At 64.7% G+C, this 25929-nt stretch carries 23 protein-coding genes; 9 read left to right on the forward strand and 14 right to left on the reverse strand.

The features are described 5' to 3' along the window. Positions 1 to 62: 62 nt before the first annotated feature. The 8 genes from LK10_RS17675 to LK10_RS17710 all read right to left on the reverse strand — a co-directional run bounded on the left by LK10_RS17675 (position 63) and on the right by LK10_RS17710 (position 8774). Positions 63 to 422, reverse strand: a complete 360-nt coding sequence (locus tag LK10_RS17675; RefSeq protein WP_043126598.1) for an iron chaperone — start codon at positions 420 to 422, stop codon at positions 63 to 65. Between the two features lie 37 nt (positions 423 to 459). Next, complete coding sequence (locus tag LK10_RS17680; RefSeq protein WP_043126600.1) at positions 460 to 1839, reverse strand: FAD-binding oxidoreductase; 1380 nt, start codon at positions 1837 to 1839, stop codon at positions 460 to 462. A gap of 34 nt (positions 1840 to 1873) precedes the next feature. After that, complete coding sequence (locus LK10_RS17685) at positions 1874 to 2431, reverse strand: dihydrofolate reductase family protein (RefSeq protein ID WP_043126603.1); 558 nt, start codon at positions 2429 to 2431, stop codon at positions 1874 to 1876. 30 nt (positions 2432 to 2461) lie between these two features. Beyond that, the gene (locus LK10_RS17690) at positions 2462 to 3112 is read right to left on the reverse strand and encodes an SDR family oxidoreductase (RefSeq protein WP_043126607.1); all 651 of its coding nucleotides are present in this window, start codon (positions 3110 to 3112) and stop codon (positions 2462 to 2464) included. Positions 3113 to 3327: 215 nt separating this feature from the next. Beyond that, positions 3328 to 5388 carry a phosphocholine-specific phospholipase C gene (locus LK10_RS17695; RefSeq protein ID WP_043126608.1) on the reverse strand — a complete coding sequence of 687 codons (2061 nt, stop codon included), beginning with the start codon at positions 5386 to 5388 and terminating at the stop codon, positions 3328 to 3330. Between the two features lie 317 nt (positions 5389 to 5705). After that, a complete protein-coding gene (locus LK10_RS17700) occupies positions 5706 to 6170 on the reverse strand; it encodes a GbsR/MarR family transcriptional regulator (protein ID WP_231567827.1) in 465 nt (154 codons plus the stop codon). Further along, on the reverse strand, positions 6167 to 7789 hold the full coding sequence (locus tag LK10_RS17705; protein ID WP_043126614.1) for an ABC transporter permease: 1623 nt from the start codon (positions 7787 to 7789) through the stop codon (positions 6167 to 6169). The genes LK10_RS17700 and LK10_RS17705 overlap by 4 nt, the downstream gene beginning before the upstream one ends. Before the next feature lies 1 nt (position 7790). Then, entirely contained in the window at positions 7791 to 8774 is a 984-nt protein-coding gene (locus LK10_RS17710; protein WP_043126617.1) for an ABC transporter ATP-binding protein, read from the reverse strand. 510 nt (positions 8775 to 9284) lie between these two features. On the opposite strand from LK10_RS17710, the gene LK10_RS22745 reads away from it, so the two are divergent. Then, on the forward strand, positions 9285 to 9872 hold the full coding sequence (locus tag LK10_RS22745) for an excalibur calcium-binding domain-containing protein (RefSeq protein ID WP_231567828.1): 588 nt from the start codon (positions 9285 to 9287) through the stop codon (positions 9870 to 9872). A gap of 69 nt (positions 9873 to 9941) precedes the next feature. Here the strand turns inward: LK10_RS22745 and LK10_RS17720 are convergent, their stop codons facing one another. Then, the gene (locus LK10_RS17720; RefSeq protein ID WP_043126621.1) at positions 9942 to 10289 is read right to left on the reverse strand and encodes a TfoX/Sxy family protein; all 348 of its coding nucleotides are present in this window, start codon (positions 10287 to 10289) and stop codon (positions 9942 to 9944) included. Between LK10_RS17720 and LK10_RS17725 the strand changes: the two genes are divergently transcribed. Then, positions 10283 to 11257: an NAD(P)-dependent oxidoreductase gene (locus LK10_RS17725; protein WP_081998655.1), complete on the forward strand. Its 975-nt coding sequence runs from the start codon at positions 10283 to 10285 to the stop codon at positions 11255 to 11257. The genes LK10_RS17720 and LK10_RS17725 overlap by 7 nt on opposite strands. Here LK10_RS17725 and LK10_RS17730 read toward each other — a convergent pair. Continuing rightward, positions 11236 to 11904, reverse strand: coding sequence for a hypothetical protein (locus tag LK10_RS17730; RefSeq protein ID WP_043126627.1), 669 nt, complete (start codon positions 11902 to 11904; stop codon positions 11236 to 11238). The two genes, LK10_RS17725 and LK10_RS17730, sit on opposite strands and share 22 nt — an antisense overlap. Before the next feature lie 80 nt (positions 11905 to 11984). On the opposite strand from LK10_RS17730, the gene LK10_RS17735 reads away from it, so the two are divergent. Then, the gene (locus tag LK10_RS17735; protein ID WP_043126628.1) at positions 11985 to 13115 is read left to right on the forward strand and encodes an alcohol dehydrogenase catalytic domain-containing protein; all 1131 of its coding nucleotides are present in this window, start codon (positions 11985 to 11987) and stop codon (positions 13113 to 13115) included. Positions 13116 to 13158: 43 nt separating this feature from the next. Here the strand turns inward: LK10_RS17735 and LK10_RS17740 are convergent, their stop codons facing one another. Then, positions 13159 to 13356: a PLDc N-terminal domain-containing protein gene (locus tag LK10_RS17740; RefSeq protein ID WP_043126631.1), complete on the reverse strand. Its 198-nt coding sequence runs from the start codon at positions 13354 to 13356 to the stop codon at positions 13159 to 13161. A 496-nt stretch (positions 13357 to 13852) separates the two neighbouring features. Here LK10_RS17740 and LK10_RS17750 point away from each other — a divergent pair, with 496 nt between their 5' ends. Continuing rightward, positions 13853 to 14695 carry a nuclease-related domain-containing protein gene (locus tag LK10_RS17750; protein ID WP_197061984.1) on the forward strand — a complete coding sequence of 281 codons (843 nt, stop codon included), beginning with the start codon at positions 13853 to 13855 and terminating at the stop codon, positions 14693 to 14695. 61 nt (positions 14696 to 14756) lie between these two features. Here the strand turns inward: LK10_RS17750 and LK10_RS17755 are convergent, their stop codons facing one another. Beyond that, positions 14757 to 15125: a hypothetical protein gene (locus tag LK10_RS17755; RefSeq protein WP_043126638.1), complete on the reverse strand. Its 369-nt coding sequence runs from the start codon at positions 15123 to 15125 to the stop codon at positions 14757 to 14759. Between the two features lie 288 nt (positions 15126 to 15413). On the opposite strand from LK10_RS17755, the gene katG reads away from it, so the two are divergent. Then, entirely contained in the window at positions 15414 to 17612 is a 2199-nt protein-coding gene (gene katG, locus LK10_RS17760) for a catalase/peroxidase HPI (RefSeq protein WP_043126641.1), read from the forward strand. Positions 17613 to 18043: 431 nt separating this feature from the next. Here the strand turns inward: katG and LK10_RS17765 are convergent, their stop codons facing one another. After that, positions 18044 to 19507: an MFS transporter gene (locus LK10_RS17765; protein WP_043126644.1), complete on the reverse strand. Its 1464-nt coding sequence runs from the start codon at positions 19505 to 19507 to the stop codon at positions 18044 to 18046. Positions 19508 to 20086: 579 nt separating this feature from the next. On the opposite strand from LK10_RS17765, the gene LK10_RS22045 reads away from it, so the two are divergent. The 4 genes from LK10_RS22045 to LK10_RS17785 all read left to right on the forward strand — a co-directional run bounded on the left by LK10_RS22045 (position 20087) and on the right by LK10_RS17785 (position 24198). Next, complete coding sequence (locus LK10_RS22045) at positions 20087 to 21019, forward strand: hypothetical protein (protein WP_197061985.1); 933 nt, start codon at positions 20087 to 20089, stop codon at positions 21017 to 21019. A gap of 46 nt (positions 21020 to 21065) precedes the next feature. Then, positions 21066 to 22229 carry a peptidoglycan-binding protein gene (locus LK10_RS17775; RefSeq protein ID WP_156144243.1) on the forward strand — a complete coding sequence of 388 codons (1164 nt, stop codon included), beginning with the start codon at positions 21066 to 21068 and terminating at the stop codon, positions 22227 to 22229. Between the two features lie 41 nt (positions 22230 to 22270). Continuing rightward, positions 22271 to 22930 (forward strand): ABC transporter ATP-binding protein, encoded by a 660-nt coding sequence (locus tag LK10_RS17780; protein ID WP_231567830.1) that lies wholly within the window; start codon positions 22271 to 22273, stop codon positions 22928 to 22930. Positions 22931 to 23040: 110 nt separating this feature from the next. Next, on the forward strand, positions 23041 to 24198 hold the full coding sequence (locus LK10_RS17785) for an ABC transporter permease (protein ID WP_043126652.1): 1158 nt from the start codon (positions 23041 to 23043) through the stop codon (positions 24196 to 24198). Positions 24199 to 24589: 391 nt separating this feature from the next. On the opposite strand, the gene LK10_RS17790 is transcribed toward LK10_RS17785, so the two are convergent. Further along, the gene (locus LK10_RS17790; protein WP_043126655.1) at positions 24590 to 25903 is read right to left on the reverse strand and encodes an ABC transporter substrate-binding protein; all 1314 of its coding nucleotides are present in this window, start codon (positions 25901 to 25903) and stop codon (positions 24590 to 24592) included. Between the last annotated feature and the right edge of the window lie 26 nt (positions 25904 to 25929).

Raw genomic sequence — 25929 nt, forward strand, 5'->3', positions numbered from 1 at the left:
GATGACGTAGCGGCTAACGGGAGAGTAGTCCAGCGGACCGGCACCCAAGTGTCAGAGAAGGATCATTTCTGGGACAGTTTGGCTTCGATATCCGCCACTCTGAGCGAGATGATCTCGCGGAGCACTTCGTCCGGGACGGGGTGAGCGGCCGAGAACCGCAGGGTTCCCGTCGCCCAGTCGAAGCCCTCGAGCTTGTCAGCGATTCTGGGGAACACCTGCCCGCTGAAAGGGTAGATCGCGAGGTGCTTCTTGGTCTCGAGAGTGCTGAGAAACGCCTTGCCGTGGACCATGAGCGCGGGCATCGCGTAGCTGGTCCCCTCGGTCGCTTCAGGAACGACCTCCCGAGCGATCGCGACGACGTGCTCGAGCGCCTCGCGGTTCGGCCCGGACAAGGTCGCAAGATAGTCCGTCACGGTTCCCATGAGCCAATGATGAGCACCTTCGGGCCAGAAGCAACCCTCAGCCGAACACTTTGCCCGGATTGAGAATGTTCGCAGGGTCGAAGACTGCCTTGATCTGCCGCTGAAGCTCATACTGCGTCGGGCCGAGTTCATCTGCGAGCCAGGCCCGCTTGAGCACTCCTATCCCATGTTCGCCCGTGAGCGTGCCGCCGAGCTCGAGAGCATAGGTGAAGAGCTCTCCCGCCGCTACCCAGACCTGCTCTGGAACCGTCTCGCCTTGGAACACGAAAGTGGGGTGGAGATTGCCGTCTCCCGCGTGGCAGGCGGTCGGTATGACGAGCCCGTATCGCTCCTCGAGTTCTCGGATCTTGGCGAACGCCTCGCTCAAGCGATCCCGCGGCACGGCGATGTCTTCGACGAGTACATGACCCAGCGTCTCCATCGCGGGGAAGGCCTGGCGTCGGAGGTCGACGAGGCGCTGCGACTCGGTGGGGTCGGCTGTTGCCTCGGCCCTGCCGCCGGCCGCACGGATCGAGTCGCTGATGAGTTGCGCCGTCGTCATTGCGCCGTCGCCGTCGCACTGGATCAGCAGGTACGCATCGCCCTGACCCACCAAGTCTTCCCCGATGAACCGGCTGACGCACTCGAGTGTACGGCGGTCCATGAGCTCCATGATTGCTGGGACATGGCCATTCCTCGTCACCTCGGACGCTGCCGCTGCGGCGGATTCGATCGAATCGAAGAAGGCCCCGATCGTCACGATCTCGCCCCGCACGAGAGGGCGCAGTTTGAGCGTGCATTCGACGATGACGCCGAGGGTGCCCTCGGAACCGATCATGAGTGCGCACAGGTCGTATCCGGTGACTCCCTTGACGGTCCGGTGGCCGACGGAGATGAGGCGCCCGTCAGCGAGCACGACCTTCAGCGCGAGGACCGCCTCACGCGTCACGCCGTATTTCGCGCACAGCAGCCCGCCGGCGTTCATCGCGATGTTTCCGCCGACCGTGGAGATGTCCTTGCTCGCGGGGTCCGGCGCCCACCAAAGTCCGCGTGACGCGAGCGCATGGTTGAGTTCCCCGTTGAGGATTCCCGGCTGAACGACGGCAAGCCAGTTCTCCTCGGAGACCTCGAGGACTTGGTCCATATCCCGCATCGAGAGCGCGATTTCGCCCGGTCCTGCGATCGCCCCGCCTGCCAACCCGGTCCCGGCGCCACGTGTCACGATCGGGGTCCCGGACGACGACGCTATCCGGCACACCGCCTGCACGTCGTCGACGCTGCGCGGATAGACGACAGCGAGCGGAACCCCTGGGGACCTGTGACCGGACCGGTCCGAGGTGTAGGTCAGGAGATGTTCCGCGTCGGTTTCCACCCGTCCGGGCAACGCGGCCCGCAAGTCCTCGACGACGTGAAGTGGCTTAGTCACGGCGGTTGTCACGGACGCTTGGTCTCCTTCATGGCGAGGGTGGGTTTCATGGCCGGAGGCGATAGTGAAGGTGGGCGAAGCCGCTCGCAAACCTGCCTGCGTGGAGGAGCTCCAAGTCCACACGAAAGTCCGGCATTGCGGCCGTTCCCCCGCCGACGGACACGGGCGCAGGGAACAGATGCACCTCGTCGATGAGACCCGCGGCGAACGCCGGAGCGGCCAGAGTGGCGCCGCCGAGAACTAAGTCGGTCTCGGCCGTTTCCTTGAGCTCTCGGACCGCAGCAGGGTCGAAGCGCCTCTCGATCCGGGTGCGGGCCGTGTCCACCTCTGACAGCGTCCCAGAGAAGACGACCTTGTCCGCCGCCCGCCATAGCTGTGAGAAATCGGCTACTGCGGGGGAACCCTCGGCCGCGAACTTCGGGTCTTCCCACACCTTCATGACCTCGAACATGCGGCGCCCGTACAGATAGGTGCCCACCGGCCGGAGGAGGTCGTTGACGAAGGCGTGCAGTTCTTCGTCGGGGACGGCCCAGCCGAATTCAGCGTCGCGGTCGGCGATGTAGCCGTCTACCGACGTGATTGCGGAGTAGATGAGCTTGGCCATGGCCTCCTCCTTGAGGGCAGCGTCGGTGATTCAGAGGGATTTGAGGGCGTCGGTGATGAGCGTTTCGCCCTGGTTGAAGCCGATGAATTTGCCGACGGTATTCGGCATCTCGAGGACCGCTGCGACGACCGCCGCCACATCGTCTCGACTCACGTTGCCGGGGCCCGTGTGATCAGCGAGCTCAATCCTGCCTGTGCCCGGGCTGAGCGTGAGGGTGCTCGGTGCGACGATGGTCCATTCGAGCGAAGTGCCTCGGAGGTACTCGTCGGCGGCAGCCTTGGCCTCGGCATAGGGGAAGAAGGCGTGGTCGGGGGAGACCCCGTGATCCTTCCGCGCCCCAAGGTAGGAGACCATGACGTAGCGACGCACACCCGCGTTCGCTGCAGCGTCCATCGAGCGGATGGCTGCGTCGCGGTCCACGGCGTAGGTGCGCGCAGGGCTTCCACCGCCCGCGCCCGCGGACCACACGATCGCGTCGTGGCCGTGGAGCAGCTCAGCCAGTCGCTCGGTGTCGAGCTGCTCGACATCGGCGACGACCGGGTGCGCACCGGCCGCGGTGACATCCGTGGTCTGCTCGCGACTGCGGATCACCGCGCTCACGAAGTCCCCTCGTCCGGCGAGCAGTGGTTCGAGCCTCAGCGCCACCTTCCCGTGCCCTCCGATGACGGCAATCCGTGCCATGAACGCTCTCCTCCCGTGCCGTGTGCTCGACGACGTTCACGAGCCACGCTAGCGAGTGCGCTGTCCCGCTTCTAGAGGTGCAGAAGCCGTGTCTCGCCCGATCCGCTGCGCTCCGGCCCGTTTGTGAGGCGCCAGGCTCGGTGTCGAGCGAGACTCGCCGCGCTCCCGACTGATTGGGAAAACACAATCGGGCGGGAGCGCGGCGCGTCCTCCTCTCAGCGGCCGAGCTGAGGGTCGCTCGTGAGCGGACGGCCGTTCTCGAGACGGCCTGCGAGCACGCGCACAAGCGCCGGGTCATCAGTCGAGGTGACGGCAAGGTCGTACCACCCGCCCTGCGTTCGAATCACGACCGCCTTCGCCTGGCCCGGATTGAGGGCAACGTTCTGTGATCCGCTCCCATACGCGTCCTGAAGCGCCAGCCGGACAGCCGTCGAACCCTTGTTCTCGAGCCGGAATTGGGCATGCGCGGCATCTCCATCACGCACGACAGTGACTCGGACATCCGCAGCCGCGGTCGTGCCCGCGAATCGGCGATACCAACCGGAAGGCCCGTGCATGTGGACGTCGTAAGTGGCGCCGAGGTCCCACGTTGCGTTGAGGGATGCACCCGCCCCGACCGTGTACGAGTACGGTCCCGTCGCGAGGAGATTCGAACGGACCTGTACGTGCGCGCCCAAGCTGCCGGCATTCGTCCAGTGCGCTGTGAGCTTTCCCGCGTTCAACGCGGCATCGACATCCAGCGCGTAACCGAGCGGGCGGGACGGGCGGACGCCCGGCTCCTGTTTTGGCATGGAGTTGATGGGAGGCGGCGTTGGAATGTAACTCGGGTGCCTGTTCTGGTCTGTGGGCTTGTAGGACGAGGTATCGGGCATTGCCGGAACAGCGGTGCCGGTACCCGCGAAGTCGAAGGCGCTCGTGAGATCACCGCATACGGCACGGCGCCACGCTGAGATGTTGGGCGACTCGGCCCCGAAGCGTGCCTCGAGGAAGCGGATGATCGAGGTGTGGTCGAACGTCTCCGAGCAGACCCACCCGCCCAGGCTCCAGGGAGAGGCGACGATCATGGGCACGCGGACGCCGAGGCCGAAGTGGCCGGGGACGTCGCTCTTCCCGGAGAAGGTCATACGGCCGTCGTAGTACTCATCAGCCGTCGAGACCGTCGAGGCTCCCGGGATCTGCGGTGTGTTGGGGTGTGGTGGAACGGCGTGGTCGAAGAAGCCGTCGTTCTCGTCGTACATCACGAACAAGGCGGTCTTGCTCCACACCTCAGGGTTCGACGTCAGGATGTCGAGGACGTTGGCCATGTACCAAGCGCCGAAGTTCGGGGGCCAGTTGGAGTGTTCCGAGTACGCCTCGGGCGCGACGATGTACGAGACCTGGGGCAGGTTGCCCGAGGCGACGTCATTGCGGAAGATCCGGAAGAGGTCATCTCCGCTCTTCGCGGTCGTCCCTGTGCGGGCCTTGTCGTAGAGCGGGCTCCCCGGCTGCGCGTTCTGGTACTGCTTGAAGTAGAGAAGCGAGTTGTCCCCGTAGTTTCCGATGTAGGCGTTGCTCGTCCAGCCCCAGTAGCCGGCCGCATCCAGCCCGTCGCCAGCGTCCTGATAGACCTTCCAGCTCACGCCCGCCTTCTCGAGCTGCTCTGGGTAAGTGCTCCACGAGTAGCCGACCTCCGCGTTCCACAGATCCGGCCCCCCGCCCGTCCCATCGTTGCCGTCCCAGCCCGAGAACATGAAGTAGCGGTTGGGGTCGGTCGGGCCAAGGACCGAGCAATGATAGTCATCGCAGATCGTGAAGGCGTCTGCCAGTGCGAAGTGGAACGGGATGTCCTTGCGCTCGTAGAACGCCATGGTGGCGTTCGACTTGGCGGGGAGCCACTTGTCGTAGTTGCCGTTGTTGAAGGCCTCATGCGTGAGCTTCCATGAGTGGTCGAGGTCCTCCATGAACTGCATTCCGAGATTCGGCGCGTCCGGGTGGTAGGGGAGAACGTCGCGGGTCCCGTTGTTCTGGTGCCACACTGTCTCTCCGCTCGGGAGGAGGGCAGGGTGCGGGTCGCCGAAGCCGCGGACGCCCTTGAGGGTTCCGAAGTAGTGGTCGAAGGCGCGGTTCTCCTGCATGAAGACGACCACGTGCTCGACATCCTTGATCGAGCCGGTTGCTCGGTTCGCTGGTATCGACGCGGCGCGGGCGATGCTCTCGCCCAGCATCTCTGAGATCGCGGTGGTCGCGGCGGCGGCCGCCGAAAGGCGAAGGAAATGACGACGGTTCAAGCCAGGCATATGCAGTGCTCCTTGTGGGTTCAGTGCTGCTGTCCCCCGCGGGGAGCCTGACATGGCTAAGTGAAGGGCGGGTTGCGTTGGGTTGAAGTCCCGCGATCAGAGCGGCCAGCGGGCGTGAGAGCGGCGTGTGCTGGCTTATCGGTCCGAACCGCCGCGCTCCAGCCCATTTCTCATGCCCCAAGGACGGTGTCAGACGTGACACGCCGTGGCCCCGACTGATTGGGAAAACACAACCGGGCGGGAGCGGGGCAGGAAGCCCGGCGCGAGCCCCGCCGACATGAGGCACAGGGGCCCGACGCGGGGCACGAAGGCAAGGCCTAGGCTTCGAGCCGGGCACTCTCCCACTCGTCGAGCAGCTCGGGCAGCCTGGCCATGAGGAACCGGTAGAACCTGCCCATCTCGTCGACGCGGCTACGCTCTGCCGAATCTTCGGGGAGCGCAGCCGCGGTTGTTTCCGCCAGATCAGCGAGCCGTTCGTACACGGGGTTCTGCCTCATCGACGCGATGTACCAAGCGTTCTCGGGGAGGGCGTAGCGGTCGCGCCGGCTGCCGGGCTGCGAGACACGGTGCACGAACCCGACGGTCTGGAGGTATCGGACCGCCCCGGACACGGCCGCGGGGCTGGCGCTGAGTATCTCGCCGAGCTCGGCTGCGGTCAGTGCCCCGTCGGGAGAAACGACGAGCGCCATCAGCGCGCGGGCAGGCATCTTGGGGAACCCCGCGGCCGTGAGGACGGCCGCGGAGGTCTCGGCAGAATCGGGCATCCTGGCGGGTTCGCTCACGCGGTGCCCACCTCCCTGCGCGGCACAGTCACGAGCGCGATCACGGCAATGACGGCCGCGATCCCCAGCATCCAGAATCCGCCGCTCCAGTCAGTGCCCGTGTCGGTGACAACAGGTGTGTGCGTGAACGGCGAGAGGTCCACGATCTTCTGGTCGAGGCCGACCATTCCGCCATACACACCGAGCACGACGCCGATTCCCAGGAGTGCCCAGCCTGCCGGGATGGTCGCGCGCGGCCACACGACGAAGACGACCGCGGGGACGGCGAGATAGATGAGCGCTGCCGGGAGCTGGGCGACTCCGGTCGCCCAGACGTCGCCGACGGCGGTCGACGTGTCGCCCGAGGCCACGAGCGAAAGCCATGCGCCGAGAGCCGTGAACGCCATCACGAGCACCACCGAGATCGCGCCGAGCCCCATGAAGCTTCCGAGCCAGCGGACGCGCCCAACCGGCTCGGACAGCACGAACTCGGCGGTCCCCGCGGCTTCCTCCTGCCGCATCCGCAGGATGGCTTGGACGCCACAGGCGGCGGCGAGCACGCCCGCGATCTCGAAGAGCGCGGCCACGAGCAGCTGCGTCATCGAGGTGCCTTGCGCCTGGATCATTTCGCGCAGGGCAGCAGTGATCGAGGCGTTGCTGTTGAGGGTCGACTGGATGGCCGAGCCGAGCGACCCGGTGATGAGGCCGGTCGCGAAGCCTCCGGCGCACCATCCGATAATCGACCCCTGCTGGAGGCGCCACGCGAGGGCGAACGGTCCACGCAGCCACGGCCGGGCCTCCCAGCGGCCCCGGCGCCCGACGAGGATACTCGCGCCCACATCGCGCCGCGACATAATGAGGACGACGACGGCGCCGCACACCGTGGCGAGCCCCACCGGCAGCAGGAGCGGCCAGAGCTGGTTGCCCGTGTAGGCGAAGGTCTGCTGCCCCCACCCGATGGGCGAGATCCAGCTTGGCCACGCGGCCGTGACCGTCATGCCGTCGGGGCTCACGCTGCCGGTTGCATCACCGAAGCCACGCAGCAGGTAGGCGACCATCACGAGCGTCGCCGAGATCCCGTTTGCGGCCCGCGACGTGCTGAAGAACTCGGCAGCGAGAAGCCCGACCCCGAGAAACGCGAGGCCAACAGCTCCGGTTGCGAGCCCGGCCACCACCGAGCCGGCCGGAGCGAGGCCGCCGCCCATGAACCCGAGCGCGACGGCCGCGGCGAGGACCAGATTCGCGACGATGCCGTGCAGCACGGTCGCGGCGAACGGAGCCCACCGGCCCGCTGCGGTGGCCGAGACGAGCTCCGCCCGCCCTGACTCCTCTTCGGCCCGCGTGTGCCGCACCGCCATGAACGTATTCATGAAGCCGGCCAGCAGCGCAAGGAACGTGAAGATCTCGAAGAACGTGAACGAATCGAGCCCCGGCCCTCGGGCCAGCCCGCGCAGTACGAGGATCGCGGGCGTCGCGGTCGCGAGCTTCAGGACCTGGGCGCGCGAGGCCTCGTCGCCGAACGTCTTCGTGATCGCTTCAACGGCGAACCACGCGAGCACACCGATAGAGAGCACCCAGCTGAGGAGCTGCCAGCGGTCCCGCCGGAGCCGCTGGCGGTAAAGGACCCAGACCGTAGGCATTTCAGGCTCCCGTCTTCGCAACGGTGCGATGACGACGGCGGTGCGGGGCGCCGTCGTGCGTAGGCTCCGGAGCGGCGGGGGCGACCTGGTCGCCGTAATGACGGAGGAAGAGTTCCTCGAGTGACGGCGGGGCCACGAGGAGACCCTTGACGCCGAGGCTGCCGAGAAGAGGCAGGACCTCGTGGACGCGGTCGGAATCGACGCCGAATTTGATCCGGCCTTCCGCAACGGCGAGGTCGTGGATCTGGCTGAGCGCGGCAAGCGCAGTCGTATCGACGCTGTCCTGCGCGAACGAAATCTCGGTGCGGGTGAGGTGACGCAGGGAATCGAGCGTGCCCCCGTCCACGATTCGTCCCGACCGGATAATGCTCACACGGTCGGCGAGCTGCTCGACCTCGGAGAGAATGTGGCTCGAGAGGAGCACGGAAGCGCCATTCTCACGTGACAGGCGCCGCACCTCGCGCGTGAAGACCGCCTCCATGAGGGGGTCCAGGCCGCTCGTAGGCTCGTCGAGAAGGTAGACCTCGGCAGGCGTGACGAGGGCTGCGATGAGCGCAACCTTTTGTCGATTTCCCTTCGAGTACGCGCGGCCCTTCTTGCTCGGGTCGAAGTCGAAGAGCTCACAAAGCTGCTGCTTGCGCTCGCGGTACGCGGCGTCGTCCACCCCGCCGCGAAGCCTCGAGATGAGGTCGATCGCTTCGCCTCCGGAGAGGTTGGGCCAGATGCTCACGTCGCCGGGGACGCTCGCCACACGACGGTGGAGTTCGACGGCGTCGCCCCACGGATCCTTCCCGAGGACGCTTGCGCTGCCGGATGACGCCCTCGCGAGCCCCAGGAGGATGCGCAGCGTCGTGGACTTCCCCGCGCCATTGGGGCCGAGGAAGCCGTGGATTTCGCCCGCGTGGACCTCGAGGTCGAGGCCGTCGAGCGCCTTGACTGGGCCGAAGCTCTTGTGGAGGTCGGTCGTCTGGATGACGGTGTCCATGCGCCCCAGTGTGCGCTGTTTTCACAAATTTGTGAATGTTCCGAAGGACCCTTGCGAGGACGGCCGCCGAGTGCTTCCCCCGGACGACGACGCCGGGTGCGGCACTGCAAAACCGTCGGGCGCATCCAGCGGGACGACGGGATGTGAAGGGAGGGTTGACGAAGCAGCTGTGGATATCTTGTGACAAGTTATTCGTTGAACCGAGAGTGTCAAATACATTTTCTAAATCCTCATTATCCGGTAAATTTCATCTCGTTGGATAAATTCAAGTCTCTTCGAAAGACTTGCGGGGAAGGGGAAATTATGGGGGACAGCTCTGTCTTTTTTCGGGGCGCACGGTCAGGTCCAGTTCGTGCCGCTTTCGTATTTCTCGCGGTAGGAACTGTCCTGGCGAGTGCCGCCTGCAGTACGCCAGCCGCCGCGAGCAAGGCCGCTGCTGGAGCCAGCGCCTCAGCGACGGCCTCGCCGACTGCAACGTTTGCTTGCCCGTCGCCGGCTCCCACTGCGACGGTGACGGTAAAAGCGAGTTCAGCAGCAGACGCTGCTGCAGCGGGTTCGATCACTGAGTCGGCCACGGCGGCCGATCCCTGCCCGACGTCGACGATGAATGTTGTCGTTGCTCTCTATGCCGATGGCGATTCGTGCGTCACTGTCGGAAGCCGTTACACCCTTGCGGGAGCTGACCTGACGTGTGAGGAGGTCTCGTCGGGGAAGGACGTCTGGATGGCCAAGGCTGCGGCGGATGCATTGGAGGCGAAGAAGAAAGCTGACGCCGCGGCTGCACAGCAGGCCGCCCAGCAGGCCGCCCAGCAGCAGGCTGCTCAGCAGGCCGCCCAGCAGCAGGCTGCTCAGCAGGCCGCCCAGCAGCAGGCCGCACAGCAGGCCGCCCAGCAGCAAGCGGCCCAGCAGCAAGCCGCCGAACAGCAAGCCCAGCAGCAGGCTCAGGCCCAACAGCAAGCGCAGCCCCAGGCGCCGGCCAGTGTCTACTACGCCAACTGCACTGCGGCGAGGGCCGCGGGCGCTGCTCCGATCTATCGCGGACAACCCGGATATCGCCCGGCCTTAGACCGCGACGGAGATGGGATTGCATGCGAGTAAAGCGAGCAACCCCGTTCGCGGGCAGGGGCGTCGGCACTCGGTGCCGGCGCCCCTGCCGCGGCGGGTGACTCACTTCGGCGGCAGCGAGCTCGCGTACTCGACGCCGACCTGAACCCAGCGCCGCAGGTCGTCGTCGGAAGCGACGGCTTCCGGGGAGACCCGCAGCCAGCCGTCCATGGGCCGCCCGCGCATGACGGCGAGTTCGACGCCGGGATGCGAGCAGAGCTCATCGCTCGCCTCGGGATCGGCGCGGAGGAGCATGCCGCCCTGCCCGCTAGCGCTCACGGCCATGTTCCCGCCGATCAGGAAGGCGAGCCCGCCGAACATCTTCTTCTCAGTGAAGCCAGCCGTGCCGGCCAGAACCTGGCCGGCCAAAACGCTGCGGATCCTGCCAGCGAGCTCCTCGTCGAATGCCACGATTCCATCCTTCCAACCCGCCGGTTGCGGGGGCAAGCAACTGGGTATGGGAACGGGTGGAACAAACGAGACCTGGAGGCGCAATGAGCATGTCAGTGGCAGTCCTTGGAACGGGAATCATGGGCAGCGGGATGGCGAAGAACCTCATCAAGGCGGGGTTCGACGTCACGGTTTGGAACCGCCACCGCGAGAAGGCCGAGCCGCTCGCGGAAGCAGGTGCGAAGATCGCCGGCGACCCGAAGGACGCAGTCGCGGAGGCCGACGTCGTCCTCACCATGCTCTTCGACACCGACGCTGTGGAAGGCGTCATGGGGGAGGCGCTCCCCGCAATGCGCGAGGATGCGGTCTGGATCCAGAGCAGCACCGTCGGCCTGCCCGGCGTCGCCCGGCTCGCCGAGCGTGCGGGCTATCAGGGGATCGCGTTTGTGGACGCGCCCGTGCTCGGTACGAAGCAGCCGGCCGAGGAGGGGAAGCTCCTCGTGCTCGCGGGCGGTCCCGAGGATCTGCGAGAGAGAGTCCAGCCGGTCTTCGACGCGATCGGTTCGAAGACCGTCTGGGTCGGGGAGCTGCCCGGCGACGGGCACAAGCTCAAGCTCGTCGCCAACTCGTGGGTGCTCTCGATCGTCGGAGCGACCGCCCAGGCGATCGACCTCATGAAGCGTTTTGGCCTCGATCCGCAGCTGTACCTCGACACGATCGCGGGCGGAGTGACGGACTGCGCCTATGCCCAGCTGAAGGGCAAGGCGATGATTGCGGGCGAGTTCCCGCCGTCGTTCCCGCTCACCGGCGCCGCCAAGGACGCGCAGCTCATCGCGGAGGCGATGGACCACGTCGGGACCCGGCCGGTGATCATGGAGGCCCTCGCCGCCCAGTTCCGGGACGCGATCGACGGCGGCCACGGCTCTGAGGACATGGCGTCCGTCATCGCCGCGTTCGACGGCGGCGGTCAGGACCGCGCGAGCCTGTAGGAGTGTTCGCGGAGCCGGCGCGTCCATTCGTACGTGCCGGCGCTCGGCAGGACGCTCAGGATCGGGTCGAAGCGGAGGGCCGTGTCCTGAACGCGGCCCTCGGCGTCGAGATCTGGTGCGAGGGTCAGCGAGCCGAACCTGCGCCAGGGCCCCAGCGGACTGGCCCAGAAGAGGTCGAGCTCCCACACAGCGTCAGGCCTGATGCGGCCGGGTGCCCCGGGGTCCGCGCTCGTCGTCTTCGCGCCGATCAGCACCGCGCCCGCTCGGCCGCGGTAGGGCATGAGCGAGGTGAGCCGCGCGGCCCCCGCCGTTCGATGCCACGTCAGCGCGAATCTTTCTGGAACGCGCCAGCCGGTCGAAGCGAGCAGGACATCGCCGTCGCCGTCGTCCGTGTGCACACGGATGGCGAGCCCGATGATGTCAGGCCAGGAAATCGGGACGCCGAGGGAGCGTGAGAGCCGGGCAGTGACGGCATTCGTGCCGGCCGTGTCAAGGAATTCAATGCCCGACGCCGCCCCGCCGCCTATGCGTTCAAGCGTCCCCTTGAGCAGAACTCCCTGGGGATGGATGGGCCGGCGAGGCCGATATGTCTTGAGAACGTCGAAGGCGGCGGCGAATAGCTGTCCGAAGGAATCGGTCGGATGCATCACCCCTTGGAGTCTGCCAAAGACGAGCCGCTTGTCATAGGGTCCGTCCCGCCTTTCGTGTGGGGCCTAGGGTTGGGGTCATGAGCATCTCCCGCACCATCCGCGGTGCCGTCCTGAACGCGATGGGCGCAGAAGCGCCGTACGCCGAGAGCCGCCCCATCACCATTGACGAGCTCGAGCTCGCGGGCCCAGGTCCGGGCGAGCTTCTGGTCCGGATCGAAGCGGCGGGGCTGTGCCATTCGGATCTGTCGGTCGTGAACGGCTCGCGTCCTCGCCCGCTGCCGATGCTGCTCGGGCACGAGGCCGCAGGAATCGTCGAGGAGGTCGGTCCTGGCGTTGAGTCTGTGCGTGTGGGCCAGCGAGTGGTCATGACCTTCCTGCCCCGGTGCGGCGAATGCGCGGCGTGCCGCACCGAGGGGCGCTTGCCGTGTTCGGCAGGCAGCGCCTCCAACGGGGCCGGGACCCTCCTGACCGGAACGCGGCACCTCACGAGAGGCGGCGAGCCCGTCGCCCACCACCTCGGCGTCTCCGGCTTCGCGACGTACTCCGTCGTCGACGAGCGTTCGGTCGTCCCCGTGGGCGACGACGTCCCGCCAACCCTCGCTGCCCTGCTGGGTTGCGCCGTGCTCACTGGCGGCGGCGCTCTGCTCAACGCGGGGAGGATCACCGCGGAGACGAGCGTCGCCGTCGTCGGCCTCGGCGGAGTGGGCATGGCCGGGCTCCTGACCGCCATCGCGACTGGGTGCCGCGTCGTCGCCGTTGACGCGCAGGAGTCCAAGCTGACGACAGCGCGCGAGTGGGGAGCGTCGGAGGCGTGGACCCCCGAGGAGGCGGTCGAGCGGGGTGTCGAGGCGGATGTCGTGCTGGAGGCCGTCGGGCACCCGCGGGCGTTCGAGACGGCGTTCCGACTCCTTGGCCTGGGCGGAACGCTCGTGACGATTGGCCTGCCCGCGCCAGGTGCGACTGCGACCATCGAGCCGCTCCAGCTGACCTCACGCGCCCAGATGATTGTGGGGAGCTACCTGGGCTCGGCTGTGCCGAAGCGCGACATTCCCGTGTTCGAGGGACTTTGGCGAGAGGGCCGGCTGCCGCTCGAGCGGCTCGTCTCGCGGGAGATCGGCCTCGAGGAGATCAACGAGGGCATGGATGCTCTGGCTTCAGGTCAGGTGATCCGGCAGGTGGTGACGTTCGACGGCGGAGGGCTGGGCTAGTCGGCGAGACGCCTTACCGCATTCTTAGACCTCGACAAGCGACCTAACCAGCGCTTTTACGTTTTCCGAAGGTTGCCCAAAGGATCAGCCCCAGCAGCGGAGCTGTCCAGATGAGTGCAATCCACAGGATTTTGGATTGCGAGTTCTGCCAGCTCTCCAGAATGCTTGTTGTCACCTTGAAGAGGATGGCACACCATATCAGGAAAATTGTGACGAGGAAGGCAGCTTCGACTCCGCCCATCGCCTCAACTAGTCCTTCCAGTCGAATTAGTCAGCGGCTCTCGACGCCGCTTCTGATACAGAATTAGCGCGTTGAGAACGGCGAGCATGCAGGCCACGAACTGCAGGATTCCCAGCATGATGTGGGAACTAAGGCTCAACACGCCGGATGCGAGCATGAGCAGTGCCGCGATCAGGTTAAGGGCAATCATGCTCGACCCTAACCTCGAGCCGGTCCACGCAGAGGACGCTTGCCCGTGATCTCAGTGGCGAAAGCTTCAGGCTTCCGTATTGCACCCGTGCGGTCCCTGTGTAAGGGGATTTCGGTTCGGCTTCGCCGACGCTATCTGCTTCTCTGGCGGAACTTGCAGGGAAGGCCTAAACTCGCCTACCACAGGCTTATTTGGGGGTGCAGCGTGGCTTACGACGCGTGGGCAATGGCTCGTAACGGGATCCAACCGATGAATTGGGCTTGGTATAGAGCGTTCGGCGGCGCGCATTTCAACGCGACTCCAGATGTGAAGAGAGCGAATCGGAAGATCGTCATGGTAACCGTCGCCCTTATGGCGGTGGACGTGCTTGCTGTCGCGGCGGGAAACGTCTGCATCTACTCGCTGGCGGTTCTGACGCATACGAGCCTCACGGCGTGGAGTCTCCTCACTCTGCTCGTCTTCCTGACAGGACTCGTCGCATTCATCCGGATTCCGATCCGTGGTTCCCATAGAGTACGGGCGAACTACACGGCAGCTGCTAAAGCAGCCCGGGATGCGAGAGTCTTCGGCATCCCAGGGGGCGTTCGATCAGCGGCTGCACGGTTCGGGGCAGGGAAGGTGGAGGCTGGCGCTCAGGGCGAGGAGAGCACTGCCGCGCTATTGGAATTGCTGCTGGGAATTCCGGGCACGGCCGTTTTCCACGGACTCCAATTTCCCGGAAGCCCCGACGCCGACGTGGATCATGCTGTCTCCCACGGCAATACCGTCTTCCTGCTCGATTCCAAGCTCCTGCGCTGGGGGACCTACGAATGGCGGTCGATGGGGGACCGCGACCTTATTGTCCGATCGGACGGCTACGGGGCCCCGCGTTCTAACGCGATGCACGTCGCCGCGGCCGGTTACCGCTACCTTCTTGGCCCTGATGTCGAGGTGATACCCGTCGTCATGATCCACGGCAGGAACACCTCGGTGGGGCCGTTCAGCATTTCCAAGCACGGTGTTCACATGGCCACCGCGGAGCAGGCCATGGAGCGGATCGGCGATACTTTCGCCTTCGCACTCGAATTCTGGCAGGACAACCCTTCGGTCCGTGCTGCATTGGCGAGCAAGCTCAAGACGTTCGGGGGAGCGGAGCAGAGCCCCACGTAGACCGAAGGCTCACACCCACGGAGACCGGATTGGAGCCGGGCCAGGGAGGAGGAGTAGCCGCCTACTCCTCCTCCGCCAGATGCAGCGCAGCAGCCTGGAGGATGCCGTCGATGTCGGCGTCCGGCACGTCCCTCCGATACGCATCGGCAACGGTTTTGAAGCCCGCGGCCATGCCGAGCACCAGCCGTGTGTAGTCAGGTGCGAGGGCCTCGATGACGCCCGCGACGATTTGGGGGAGAACGTCCCGGAGCGCTTCGATCTGCTCCTCGCTGCCGCCCGTGAAGGAAACCGACACCCCCTCGTCGAGCCGGACGAGCGACTTCAGCGATTCCTTGAACATCTTCGTCGCCGCCGGGTCGTCGGGTTCCCACGAGAGGGTCGCCGTGAGGATCCCGATGCCGCGTTGGACCATTTCCGTCTCATCGCTCATTAGCCCATCATTCCGCCTTGCCCCGCCGGGAGTACACCAGCACGACGGCGCGGCGCGGCCGCCGTCGTCGCCCGCGCCTTCGCTGCCTCTCGCCAAAGGGAAGCGTCTGAGTAGACGCTGGGGACTCGCCGTCGGGCCTTTACTGAATCCCCAGAGTGTTCAATACTCCGAAGGGTGCCGAGCGCAGCGGAGTTCAGGCGCCATGCCGAGCGAGCTCCCGCCCCGCCCTAGACCTCAAGCCCAAGACCGTCAGTGATCGGAAGCGAATACGGGATAGGAGACCCAGCCGTGTCTGAGAGTGGCAGCGAAAGCGAGAACCCGGTAATCCCGACTCCGACTCCGAAGGCGAGCCGGCCCAGGACGATCCAGGACTGGTGGCCGAACCAGCTCAACCTTCAAGTCCTGCATCAGCACTCGCCCAAGGCCGACCCGATGGGCCAGGACTACAACTACGCCGAGGAGTTCAAGACCCTCGACGTCGAGGCGCTGAGGCAAGACCTCATCGAACTCATGACCAACTCCCAGGATTGGTGGCCGGCGGACTACGGCCACTACGGTCCGTTCTTTATCCGCATGTCGTGGCATTCGGCCGGCACCTATCGGATCGAGGACGGCCGAGGAGGAGGTGGCAGCGGAGCGCAGCGCTTCGCGCCTCTCAACAGCTGGCCCGACAACGCGAGCCTCGACAAAGCACGCCGCCTCCTCTGGCCCATCAAGCAGAAGTACGGCCGGAAGATCTCGATGGCGGATCTGATCGTGTATGCCGGCAACGTCGCCATGGAGTCGATGGGCTTCAAGACGTTCGGGTTCGGCTTCGGGCGGGAGGACATCTGGGAGCCCGAGGAGGTCTTCTGGGGTCCCGAGGACACGTGGCTGGGCGACGAGCGCTACACCGCTCCCGGCGAGTTCGAGAACCCGCTCGGCGCAGTGCAGATGGGCCTCATCTACGTGAATCCGGAGGGTCCGCAAGGCAACCCGGATCCCCTCGGAGCAGCCCACGACGTCCGCGAAACCTTCCGACGGATGGCCATGAATGACGAGGAGACGGTTGCGCTCATCGCAGGCGGCCACACGTTCGGCAAGACCCACGGCGCCGTGAAGCCGGAGAACCTGGGCCCCGAGCCCGAGGCAGCGCCGCTCGAGCAGATGGGCCTCGGATGGAAGAACTTCGCCGGGACGGGCAACGGCCCGTACACCCTCACGAGCGGGCTCGAGGGGGCGTGGACCAACGAGCCGACCAAGTGGGACAACGGCTTCTACGAGAACCTCATGAAGTACGACTGGGAGGTCACCGAGAGCCCTGCGGGTGCGAAGCAGTTCAGGCCCACGAATCCGGAGGCCCAGAACACCGTTCCCGACGCCCACGATCCGTCGAAGCGGCACGCCCCCATGATGCTGACCACGGACCTCGCCCTGCGGGAGGACCCGGTCTACGGGCCGATTTCCCAGCACTACTACGAGAACCCCGACGAACTCGCCGACGCGTTCGCGAAGGCCTGGTACAAGCTGCTGCACCGCGACATGGGCCCCGTGTCGCGCTATCTCGGCCCCTGGGTGCCCGAGCCGCAGATCTGGCAGGATCCGGTTCCCGCCGTCGACCACGAGCTCATCGGGGAAGAGGATATCGCCGCTCTCAAGGCGAAGATCCTTGATTCCGGGCTGTCCATCTCCCAGCTCGTCTCGACGGCCTGGGCGTCGGCCTCGAGCTTCCGCGGCACGGACAAGCGGGGCGGCGCCAACGGTGCGCGGATTCGTCTCGCGCCGCAGAAGCATTGGGAGGTCAACCAGCCGGCCGAGCTGGCGAGGGTCCTGCAGACCCTGGAGCAGGTCCAGCAGGACTTCAACAACTCGCTTTCGGGCGGCAAGAAGGTCTCACTCGCCGACGTGATTGTCCTCGGCGGCTGCGCGGCCGTCGAGCAGGCGGCGAAGAAGGCGGGCGTTGAGATCACGGTCCCCTTTGCGCCAGGCCGCACGGATGCCTCGCAGGAGCAGACGGACGTGGAGTCGTTCGCAGTGCTCGAGCCGAAGGCGGACGGCTTCCGCGGCTACCTGCGAGCGGGGCAGAAGCTGCCGCCCGAGACGATGCTCGTGGACCGGGCGTTCATGCTGAACCTGACCGCGCCCGAGATGACGGTCCTCGTGGGCGGCATGCGGGCGCTCGGCGCCAACTTCGGGCAGTCCAAGCACGGTGTCTTCACCGATCGGCTAGAGACCCTGACCAACGACTTCTTCGTGAATCTGGTCGACATGGGAACGGAGTGGAAGGCGTCCGAATCCGAGGAGAACGTCTACGAGGGGCGCGACCGGGCGACTGGCGAACCTAAGTGGACGGCCACCGCCGTCGACCTCGTCTTCGGTGCGAATTCGCAGCTGCGCGCGATTTCGGAGGTCTACGCGTGCAACGACGCGAAGGAGAAGTTCGTGCGTGACTTCGTCAAGGCATGGGACAAGGTCATGAACCTCGATCGGTTCGATCTGCGCCGGTAACGGTCCTTCAGTGAAAGGCAGGCGGGCCGTGGCCATCGCAATGATGGCCACGGCCTGCCTTTTCTTGGCCGGGTGCGGCGGAGTGGGCGCGCCCAGTGGGCGGACGACGACGGCGCCGCCGAGCTCCACAGCATCGTCGCCTCCAGCGCCCACCGCCACGGGGACGACATCGGTGCCTCCTTCCGAGCCCTCATCCGGCACGGGCGCGTACGGGTTGGTGACAGCTGGACCGACTTGTCCTGTCGAGAGGGAGGACCAGCCGTGCCCGCCGCGTCCGGTCGCAACGGACGTTCAGGCGCTGACCGCGAGCGGTGTCGTCGTCTCCTCGACGCGTGGTGCCCCCTTGAGGGACGACGACGGCGCGCACCCCGGAGTGCGCGCCGTCGTCGTTCGCTACTCGGTGATCTCGCCCCAAAGGCGGGGTGTTCACATCAAGGCGAGACGTGGTCCAGGTGCCGGTTCCGGGTGTGCGGCGTGAACTGGACGATCACCGCCGAGACGACCATGAACGAGGTGATGAGGAGCAGCGCCCACAGTACGGAGAGGTGCGGCAGCAGGGGAGCGATCGCAAGGACGCCGATGCCGCCTCCGATGTGCCCCACACCGTCGACGAGCGCGAAGCCTGTGGTTCGTGCGCGGGTCGGGAACAGTTCGGCGGTGAGGGCGTAGGTGGGGGAGACCCACATGTTGAAGCCGGCGAAGATCAGCGCCGCGCCGATGAACGCGATCACGATGTCGGTGCCCGCGAGAGCCACCGTGAACGCGCCCGCGAGGGTCACGACCGCGGCGATCGGAAGCCAGACCCGCCGCTCGAGCTTTTCGACGATGAAGGACATGATCACCGCCTCTGCGACGAAGCCGAGCGTTCCGACGGCGGCGATGACGCCAGCCTCCGGCGGGGCGTAATGCAGCGACGTGAGCACAGCGGTGAACCCGGCCGCGAACGAGTACACCGTGATGTACCCGATGAACCACATGACCAACAGCAGGAGGATTCGCTTGAGGTAGAAGCGGTTCCCGAACAGTTCGCGGTATGGCGAGGACGACGACGACCGGTCGCCTTCCGCTGCCAAGGCGGCTTCGGCGTCGGACGTTTCAGGTGCAGCGGCAACCTCGGGGAGCGGGCCCTTCTTGAGGGCGCGCTGCTCCAGGTCGGCGACAGTCTTGTCTGCTTCCTGGAGCCGTCCCCGCTGGGCGAGCCATCTTGCCGACTCAGGGAGTTCGAACCGGAGCAGGATCGCGACGACGGCCAGGATCGCGCCGATGCCGTACATCCAGCGCCAGCCATCCTCGAAACCGGGGCCCGCGGCGGCGAACGGGAGGCCGAGGGGCCACGGCGTCGCCGGGGTCGTGAGCCAGAGGCCGAGCCAGATCCCGAAGAACGCGCCGAGGGCGGACATGATGAAGATGACGGTGGTGAACTTCGCGCGCGAACGCCTCGGTGCCACCTCGCTGATGTAGGTGTTGACGATCGCGAGGTCGGCGCCGATGCCGATACCCGTCACGATGCGGGAGATGGTGAAGTTCAGGTAGTCCGTCGAGAACGCCGTGTACAGGGAGCCCAAGCCGGTGATGAGCATGGTGAACAGCAGCATGTTGCGCCGTCCGATGCGGTCGGCGACGGGGCTGAGAACGAGCGTGCCCACCACGTAGCCGGCGAGGTTGAGTACCACCGGTAGGGGCAGGGCGTCGAGCGCCGTCTCGGGTGTGCAGCCCTTCTGGAGGCTCACGCACGTCTGGATGAACGAGACGTTGATGTCGAAGATGTCGTAGAAGGTGAACAGGAACCCCAGGCCGATGATGGCGATGAACGACGGCGAGAGCGACCAGACCTGGAGACGGTCGAGCCGGGCGTTGATGCTGCGCGCTGAGACCGCGGTCGGTGTGGCGCTCACCGGAGGCTGTTCTCCGGTGGGATGGACGCGAGGACCGGAAGAGACATGAGCTTCCCTCAATTCACATCGTTGTGACTGGCACTGGATCGGTGTTCGATATTAGAACTGGGTGTTCCCATATCGCCTAGACGATAGTAGGGGGTGCTCCCTTGACGGTTCAAGTGTTTTCTGGGGGCCAGAATCCTGGTGCTTGTCGAGGGGGCATCGGACAGGCGCTCCCCAGGGTGGCGTGCTCTTGTGACGGCTTGTACTTGTCGCGGTAGGGGGCCCTTACGGTAGCGACTGGGACAAGGCTGATGCCTTGAAGGGGCTGCCTGTCGCGCTTGGGCGGAAGGCTTGGCTCGATCGGCCCACTTGTATTTCTGACTTCTTCCGGCGCTCTCAGGGGAGGCTCGGCCTCCTCAATTCGTGGACGCTTTGAGCAAGGCCGCGGCTAGGGCCGTGGACGTCAAGAGCAATGAACAGACATGGAATGGGGGCAGGGATGAAGCTCTGGAAACGGGCTGCGGGGACAATGGCTGCGGCCGCGGCGGCTGGTGTCCTGGCGGTCCGCATCTTCTAGGGGCGTTTGAAGGCGGCATGAAGAAGATCATCGCGAGAGCGTCCCTAGTGTTCGTCGGGATGGCCTCAGTTGGGTGCGGGGCCAAGACTGTGCCCAGCAGTTCGTTGCCTATGGCGGACCCCAGCGAGCCGTATAGCGCGTATCTGGCCGACGATCTATTGAGCATTAACTCGGCAACCAGAGAGCTCGAGTACCGATGCTACGCGGAAAATGGATACCCCGAGTTTCTTGAGGTTTTATCTGAACAAAAGGCTAACGAGTTCCGATCTTCGGCCGCGACTCCAGATTTCAAGACGACTTTTAGGTCGTTTTCTAAATCGCCATGGTTTTCCTCTGAGCAGGATGCCCGAACGAGAGGCTACGGGAATACTATTCCCGGGTTGGATGCACAAGTCGTCACTATGGACGATTCGTTCGGCAAGACAGCCGACGCCTGTCGTGAAGCGACCCTGAAACGGACCTCAGGCAATGAGGATGTGCTCCAGGAGTATATCCAAGTGGGAAACGCGCTCGCTGAAGCCCTCGCGGTCATTCCGAATCAGGCCAAGGACTCTGGGACACAAAAAGTCTTCGCATGTATGAATAAAGGCGGATACCCCGTAGACCCAAACGGTCCTAATAAGTCAATGGGCTGGAACGTGGATTTTGGCGTCCCCCTCGGTGTCGAACCTCGGATGCCTCAGGCAGAGGATCTGACCAAGGGAGCAGTGACGAAGGTGATCCCTGCCGAGCCTGCTCTAGAGTATGTCCCCACGGCCAAGGAATCAGAGTCGGCGGCTGCGATGTACCGGTGTTCGGTCGAAACCGGAGCACATGACGACTGGCTGAAAATCGTCAATGATGCCAAGAACGCTGCGCTGGCGAAGAACGAGGCAGCCCTGATTGAGCTGAACCCGAAGATCAAAGAGTTGGCAAAGTCTGCAGCCCGCGCCTTGCAGGAGAAATCGTAAGCCAGTGGGGCAGAGTAAAAGGAAACGACTTTGGGTAGCTGGGGGAGTGGCCGTCGTCGTTATTGCCCTCGTTGCGGGTCTGGCGCTGTTCGTCTTCCCGCAAGTCCGCACGCCACAGCAAATGGCTGCGGAGGCGGCACCGCCCCCGCCGTCACTGATAACGGCGGTGGTGGAAAGGCGTGCGCTGAGTGCGAAAGTTGTCATGCGGGCCACCGTCGCCCCTGGTCCAGCCTTTGATCTCAAACCATCCGATGCACTGGCGACGGCAGGAATGATCGTCACTTCGATTCCGGCGGCATCCGCAACGACGGTGGCATCTGGAACGGTGGTCGTCGAGGCAAATGGAGAGCCGCTCATTGCGATGAACTGGGCCTTCCCTGCCTATCGTGACATTCGAGCGGGTGACGCAGGCCCTGACGTCGTCCAGCTGCAGAAGACTCTCGCGCGCCTCGGCTATGCCACTGGCGGTACCGGAATTTTCGACGCTAGCACCCGCAGGGGCCTCCAACAGCTCTATTCTGACCGCGGCTATAAGGCTCCCGCTGGGCAGGCGTCGTCTGGACAAGGAACGGGCCAAGGTTCCGCAAGTGGGGATCGAGGAAGCAGTTCGTCCGCTGTGTCGATCGGCTCCAACGAGGTGTACTTGGCAGCACGTCAGGTTTTAGTCATCCCTAAGCCAAGCAGCGCGGTGACGACGATACCCATCAAGGTCGGTGAAAGGATCGCGGCCGAGACAGTGCTTGCCAAGCTCGACGGGCAAGCCAGCAGCGTCGTGGCATCAACCACGCCCGAGCGGGCTTCGAAAGTCAAGGCCGGGGCGATCGGGAGGCTCACGAGCGCCGGCGGCGAACAATACGAAGTGAAGGTGACCGCGGTTGCTTCCACCGTTGCCGAGGTCTCCGGGCTGGGACAAGGCGTGAAGATCGACCTGGCGTTTGGGGACTCGGCAAGGGCCGCGCCAGTTTCGGCTGAAGGCACCACCTCGAGACTTGAAATTTCCACAGGATCGACCGCGGAAGGGCTCGTCGTGCCGGTGACCGCGATCTACTCAATGGAGGATGGATCGAGCTACGTGGTTCCCCGCTCGGATGCGAACAAGCGGATAGCGGTGACAGTCGGAGCGAACATTGATGGATCAGTCGAAATTAAGCCCGGCTCAGAACTCAAAGAAGGCGACGTCGTCGTTCTTGGAACAATGCCGTCCCGATGAAAGGCGCGGCTTGTTCTGATCCAGTCATTGAACTGCGAGACGTGACGAAGAGGTATCCGGGCCGTATCGCCGTTCACGCCCTTCAACCCACTAACCTCGCAATAGGACGAGGCGAATCTCTCGCCGTCGTCGGGCCCTCGGGCTCCGGGAAATCCACGCTACTGAACATTCTCGGGTTGCTCGACGCTCCCACTCATGGAACCTACCTTCTGGAAGGGGTGGATATCACGGCGGCTGACGAAGCCGTGCGCGGTGTTGTTCGCGGGCAAATGTTCGGTTTCGTCTTCCAAGCGTTCCACCTCCTGCCTCACCGAACCGTGGTTGAGAACGTCGAACTTGCCATGATGTACGCCACGGTCACCGTCAAGGACCGGCGCGAGCGGGCTCTGGAAGCGCTCGAAGCCCTTGGCCTCATGCATCGTCGAGACGCCGATCCTCGTGACCTTTCCGGAGGCGAGCGTCAGCGGACGGCGATTGCACGGGCCATCTGCCTCAGACCCAAGGTTCTCTTCTGCGACGAACCCACGGGCAATCTTGACACCCGCAACAGCGCGATCGTTATGGATGTCCTGGCGGACCTGAACGAGAAGGGACAGACGCTCGTTATGGTTACGCACAATTTGAGTCTTGCGAGTTCGTTGCTGCGGACGGTCACGGTCGAAGACGGAATAGTCGCGGACGGCGCAAGGCCACCGGCATGAAAGAGAACCGTCGAAGAAGCCGGAGGCATGAGCGGGAAGTCCTGACGCGCCTCGGACTGCGGAAGAGCCGTCTTGGGATTACAGATCTTCTTCGGGAATCGTGGCGGTCCGTGACAAGGGATTTCGGCCGATCGGTGGTCTCGGCGCTAGGGGCACTCTTGGGCTCCGCAGCCTTTGTTGTGACTCTCGGCCTCACGGGGACTGCCAGCCATCAGGTGTCCGCTGCCTTCGATATCCGCCGAGCCACCGAGGTAAGCGTGACGGAACGCGATACGGGCAGGGCTTCAAGCGAGGCGGCCGAGACGACGCCGCGATGGTTTACGCCCCTGGCGGCCCAAAGAGCGGGCGACATGGCCGGCGTCGTTCATGCTGGCCGCATCGCAACCGTGAAAGCGGTCGACGTCCGGCGGTTTTATCTGGCTGCCGGCGATGAGGTCCCGACTGACGTGTACGCCGTCGACCGCGAGAGCCTGGCGGCGATTGAGCCTCAAGGCATTGTGGGCAGGACGTTTGACGGCGGCCATGTGCTCCGCGCGGACGCCGTCGTGTTGCTCTCGAAGTCCGTCGCAGCCCGGCTCGGTGTGGTCCAACCTGGCGCTGCGGTGTTCATCGGAGACCTCGGCCTAACGGTCATCGGTATCTACAGTGACGTCGCCCGCGTACCGGGTGCAGCCGGAGGAATCATCCTTCCGATAACCGTCCAGGAAAATGCCAAGGCCTTCGATAAGCAGATGCCCAGCCGTCAGATCTTCTTCGAGACGGTCCCTGGTGCCGCCTCTCAGCTTGGTCTGCAAGCCGCCCTTGCGGTGTCACCCGCCCAACCGGACCTCGTCGAGGTCAATGCGCCACCAGATCCCAAAACCCTCAGGCAAGAAGTCGAAAGCAGTGTCCTTCAGCTGAGCGTTATTGTCAGCCTTGTCATCCTCGCTCTCGGTGCGATTTCCATCGGAAACACCACCGCCGTCCGAGTCGTGCTCCGCACCGGCGAAATCGGTCTTCGCCGAGCCCTTGGGGCACGCCGGACCGATATCTTCTGTCAGGTCCTCGGGGAGACCGCAGCACTCGGCCTTCTCGGGGGCACTCTGGGGACCGTAATAGGTGTCCTTGTCACCGTCGCGGTATCGCTCGGGAACCGATGGATACCAGTCCTCGACCCTACGATTCCAGCTCTTGCGATCATCGCTGGCGCGGCTGCGGGAGTCATTGCTGGTGCGTATCCAGCAATCCGAGCCACCAGAATCACTCCTGCCCAGGCGCTCAGCCGCTAGCTGGGGTAGGCACTGAGATTTTCTGCTCATGCTCAACCCGATTCGACCCACTGAAGGAAAATGCCGTGAATCGCAGTTCCACCATCTGGCTTTTACTGGCACTCGTACTTGGCTTCTACTCTCTCTACGTATTCTCTTCCGGGCCCCGAGAATCACTTTGGGTAGCGGTTTCGGGAGGTGTCCTCGCCGTCGCCTCCGTAGCGGCGCTGGCAAGCTTCGTGCGCTCCATCAAGTCTCGGGACTAGTGCGTCGGCTCCGGGGTCTATTTCGCGCGCTCCTTGAGCTGCCGTCAGCACTCCGAGCCATCAGAATCACTCCTGCCCAGGGCTCAGCCGCTAGATGCCTACGTCACCTTCCCCTCCCGGATCACTGCTACCGATATTCGGCCCCGTCATTTCATCGTCGAGACGAGCGTGGACTGCAGGGTGCTGAGGGCCTCGGTCGGGGTGGCCTTGAGGGAGAGCAGACTCTGGGCGAACGTCGTCATTGCTGGCGTGCTGTCCACCGTTGAGACATTGGCGAAGAGAGCACTTCCTCCCGGAGCAGCCCAGGTCTTGCAGATCGGCTGCCAGACATTGACCATCTTGACCGCGTTGGGATCTGACTTGAATTCAGGTGTTGAGGCGATTGATTTGAGAACGGGAAGCCCTGGTCCTGTCTTCTTGGTCCACAGCGGGCTCATGTTCTTGTAGTAGTAGGTCAGGAATGCTTCCGAGCCCCGCTGGCTGGAGGTGTTCTTGTACATCATGATGTTGTTCGGGAAGTACAGCGCGCCCTTGGTGCCCCTAGCACTGACCAGTGGATCACCGATCATCATGTCGTTAGCGACGGTTCCACTGAGTTGCTGGGCCAGGCCAGGACTTTCAAAGCCCATGGCGAACCTGTCGTTCTTCCATTGAGACTGGGCGTTGGTGGTCGAGTAACCGACACTGCCCGGATCCATATACCCCTTGCGGACCATTTCTACGATGTAGTCGAGGGCCTGAATGTTCTCCGGCGTGACGCAATTCGGCTTCTGGTTCTCGTCGAACAGCCCGCCGCCGTTGTTGATCATCAGTCCGACGATCACTTGGAACCCGTTGCCCTGTGCTCCAGCAGCGATCCCGAATCCGAACATGCCAGCCTTCTTGAGCGCCTCGCATACGTCGAGGTGGGACTGCCAGTCAGTGGGCGGCTCCACGCCGGCCTTCTCAAGCAGTGACTTCCGGTACCACAGGGCTCGCATGTCCAGGTTGTAGGGCACGGCTACGTGACCTTGCGAGGTCTTCATCGTGTCAATCAGACCGGGGAGGAAGTCATCGTAGAGGCCGGAGGACTTCCAAGACTCGAGCAGGTTGTCCGCCATCGCAATTTGGTTCTGCTCCGCGAACTGGAACGCCTGAGTACCGCTCCCGCTGCTAACGGCCGGTCCTGTGTTCGAAGCGACCGCCGAGGCGAAGGTGCTGGTGAAGTTGGCCCACTGGACGGACTGGTAGGAGGCCGCCGGCAGACCCTGGGCCGGTGCGTACTTGAGGGTGATCTCCTTGTCGAGCTGAGTGAACTCCGTATTTCCCCACGGCATGTTCCAGAACTTGAGCGTCCCAGAGCTTCCAGAGGCCCCTCCGCTCGGCCCGCACGCCGTCAGTGCGGCGAGGGCAGCAAGTCCTCCTGCGCCGGCGAGCAGTCCTCTCCGCGAGATCGTTGCCGCGTGATCGACGGGGGTCATCGTTCCTCCATTCCCGGCGTCGCCGG

The sequence above is a fragment of the Sinomonas humi genome (assembly GCF_000802235.1).
In the GTDB taxonomy this organism is placed as follows: Bacteria; Actinomycetota; Actinomycetes; order Actinomycetales; family Micrococcaceae; genus Sinomonas; species Sinomonas humi.

Excerpts from the sequence above, each read along its gene's own strand:
- LK10_RS17675 (WP_043126598.1), bottom strand. The coding sequence starts at position 422 with ATGGGAACCGTGACGGACTATCTTGCGACCTTGTCCGGGCCGAACCGC.
- LK10_RS17685 (WP_043126603.1), bottom strand. The coding sequence starts at position 2,431 with ATGGCCAAGCTCATCTACTCCGCAATCACGTCGGTAGACGGCTACATC.
- LK10_RS17690 (WP_043126607.1), bottom strand. The coding sequence starts at position 3,112 with ATGGCACGGATTGCCGTCATCGGAGGGCACGGGAAGGTGGCGCTGAGG.
- LK10_RS17695 (WP_043126608.1), bottom strand. The coding sequence starts at position 5,388 with ATGCCTGGCTTGAACCGTCGTCATTTCCTTCGCCTTTCGGCGGCCGCC.
- LK10_RS17705 (WP_043126614.1), bottom strand. The coding sequence starts at position 7,789 with ATGCCTACGGTCTGGGTCCTTTACCGCCAGCGGCTCCGGCGGGACCGC.
- LK10_RS17710 (WP_043126617.1), bottom strand. The coding sequence starts at position 8,774 with ATGGACACCGTCATCCAGACGACCGACCTCCACAAGAGCTTCGGCCCA.
- LK10_RS17725 (WP_081998655.1), top strand. The coding sequence starts at position 10,283 with ATGCCACGATTCCATCCTTCCAACCCGCCGGTTGCGGGGGCAAGCAAC.
- LK10_RS17730 (WP_043126627.1), bottom strand. The coding sequence starts at position 11,904 with ATGCATCCGACCGATTCCTTCGGACAGCTATTCGCCGCCGCCTTCGAC.
- LK10_RS17735 (WP_043126628.1), top strand. The coding sequence starts at position 11,985 with ATGAGCATCTCCCGCACCATCCGCGGTGCCGTCCTGAACGCGATGGGC.
- LK10_RS17740 (WP_043126631.1), bottom strand. The coding sequence starts at position 13,356 with ATGGGCGGAGTCGAAGCTGCCTTCCTCGTCACAATTTTCCTGATATGG.
- LK10_RS17755 (WP_043126638.1), bottom strand. The coding sequence starts at position 15,125 with ATGAGCGATGAGACGGAAATGGTCCAACGCGGCATCGGGATCCTCACG.
- LK10_RS22045 (WP_197061985.1), top strand. The coding sequence starts at position 20,087 with ATGAAGAAGATCATCGCGAGAGCGTCCCTAGTGTTCGTCGGGATGGCC.
- LK10_RS17790 (WP_043126655.1), bottom strand. The coding sequence starts at position 25,903 with ATGACCCCCGTCGATCACGCGGCAACGATCTCGCGGAGAGGACTGCTC.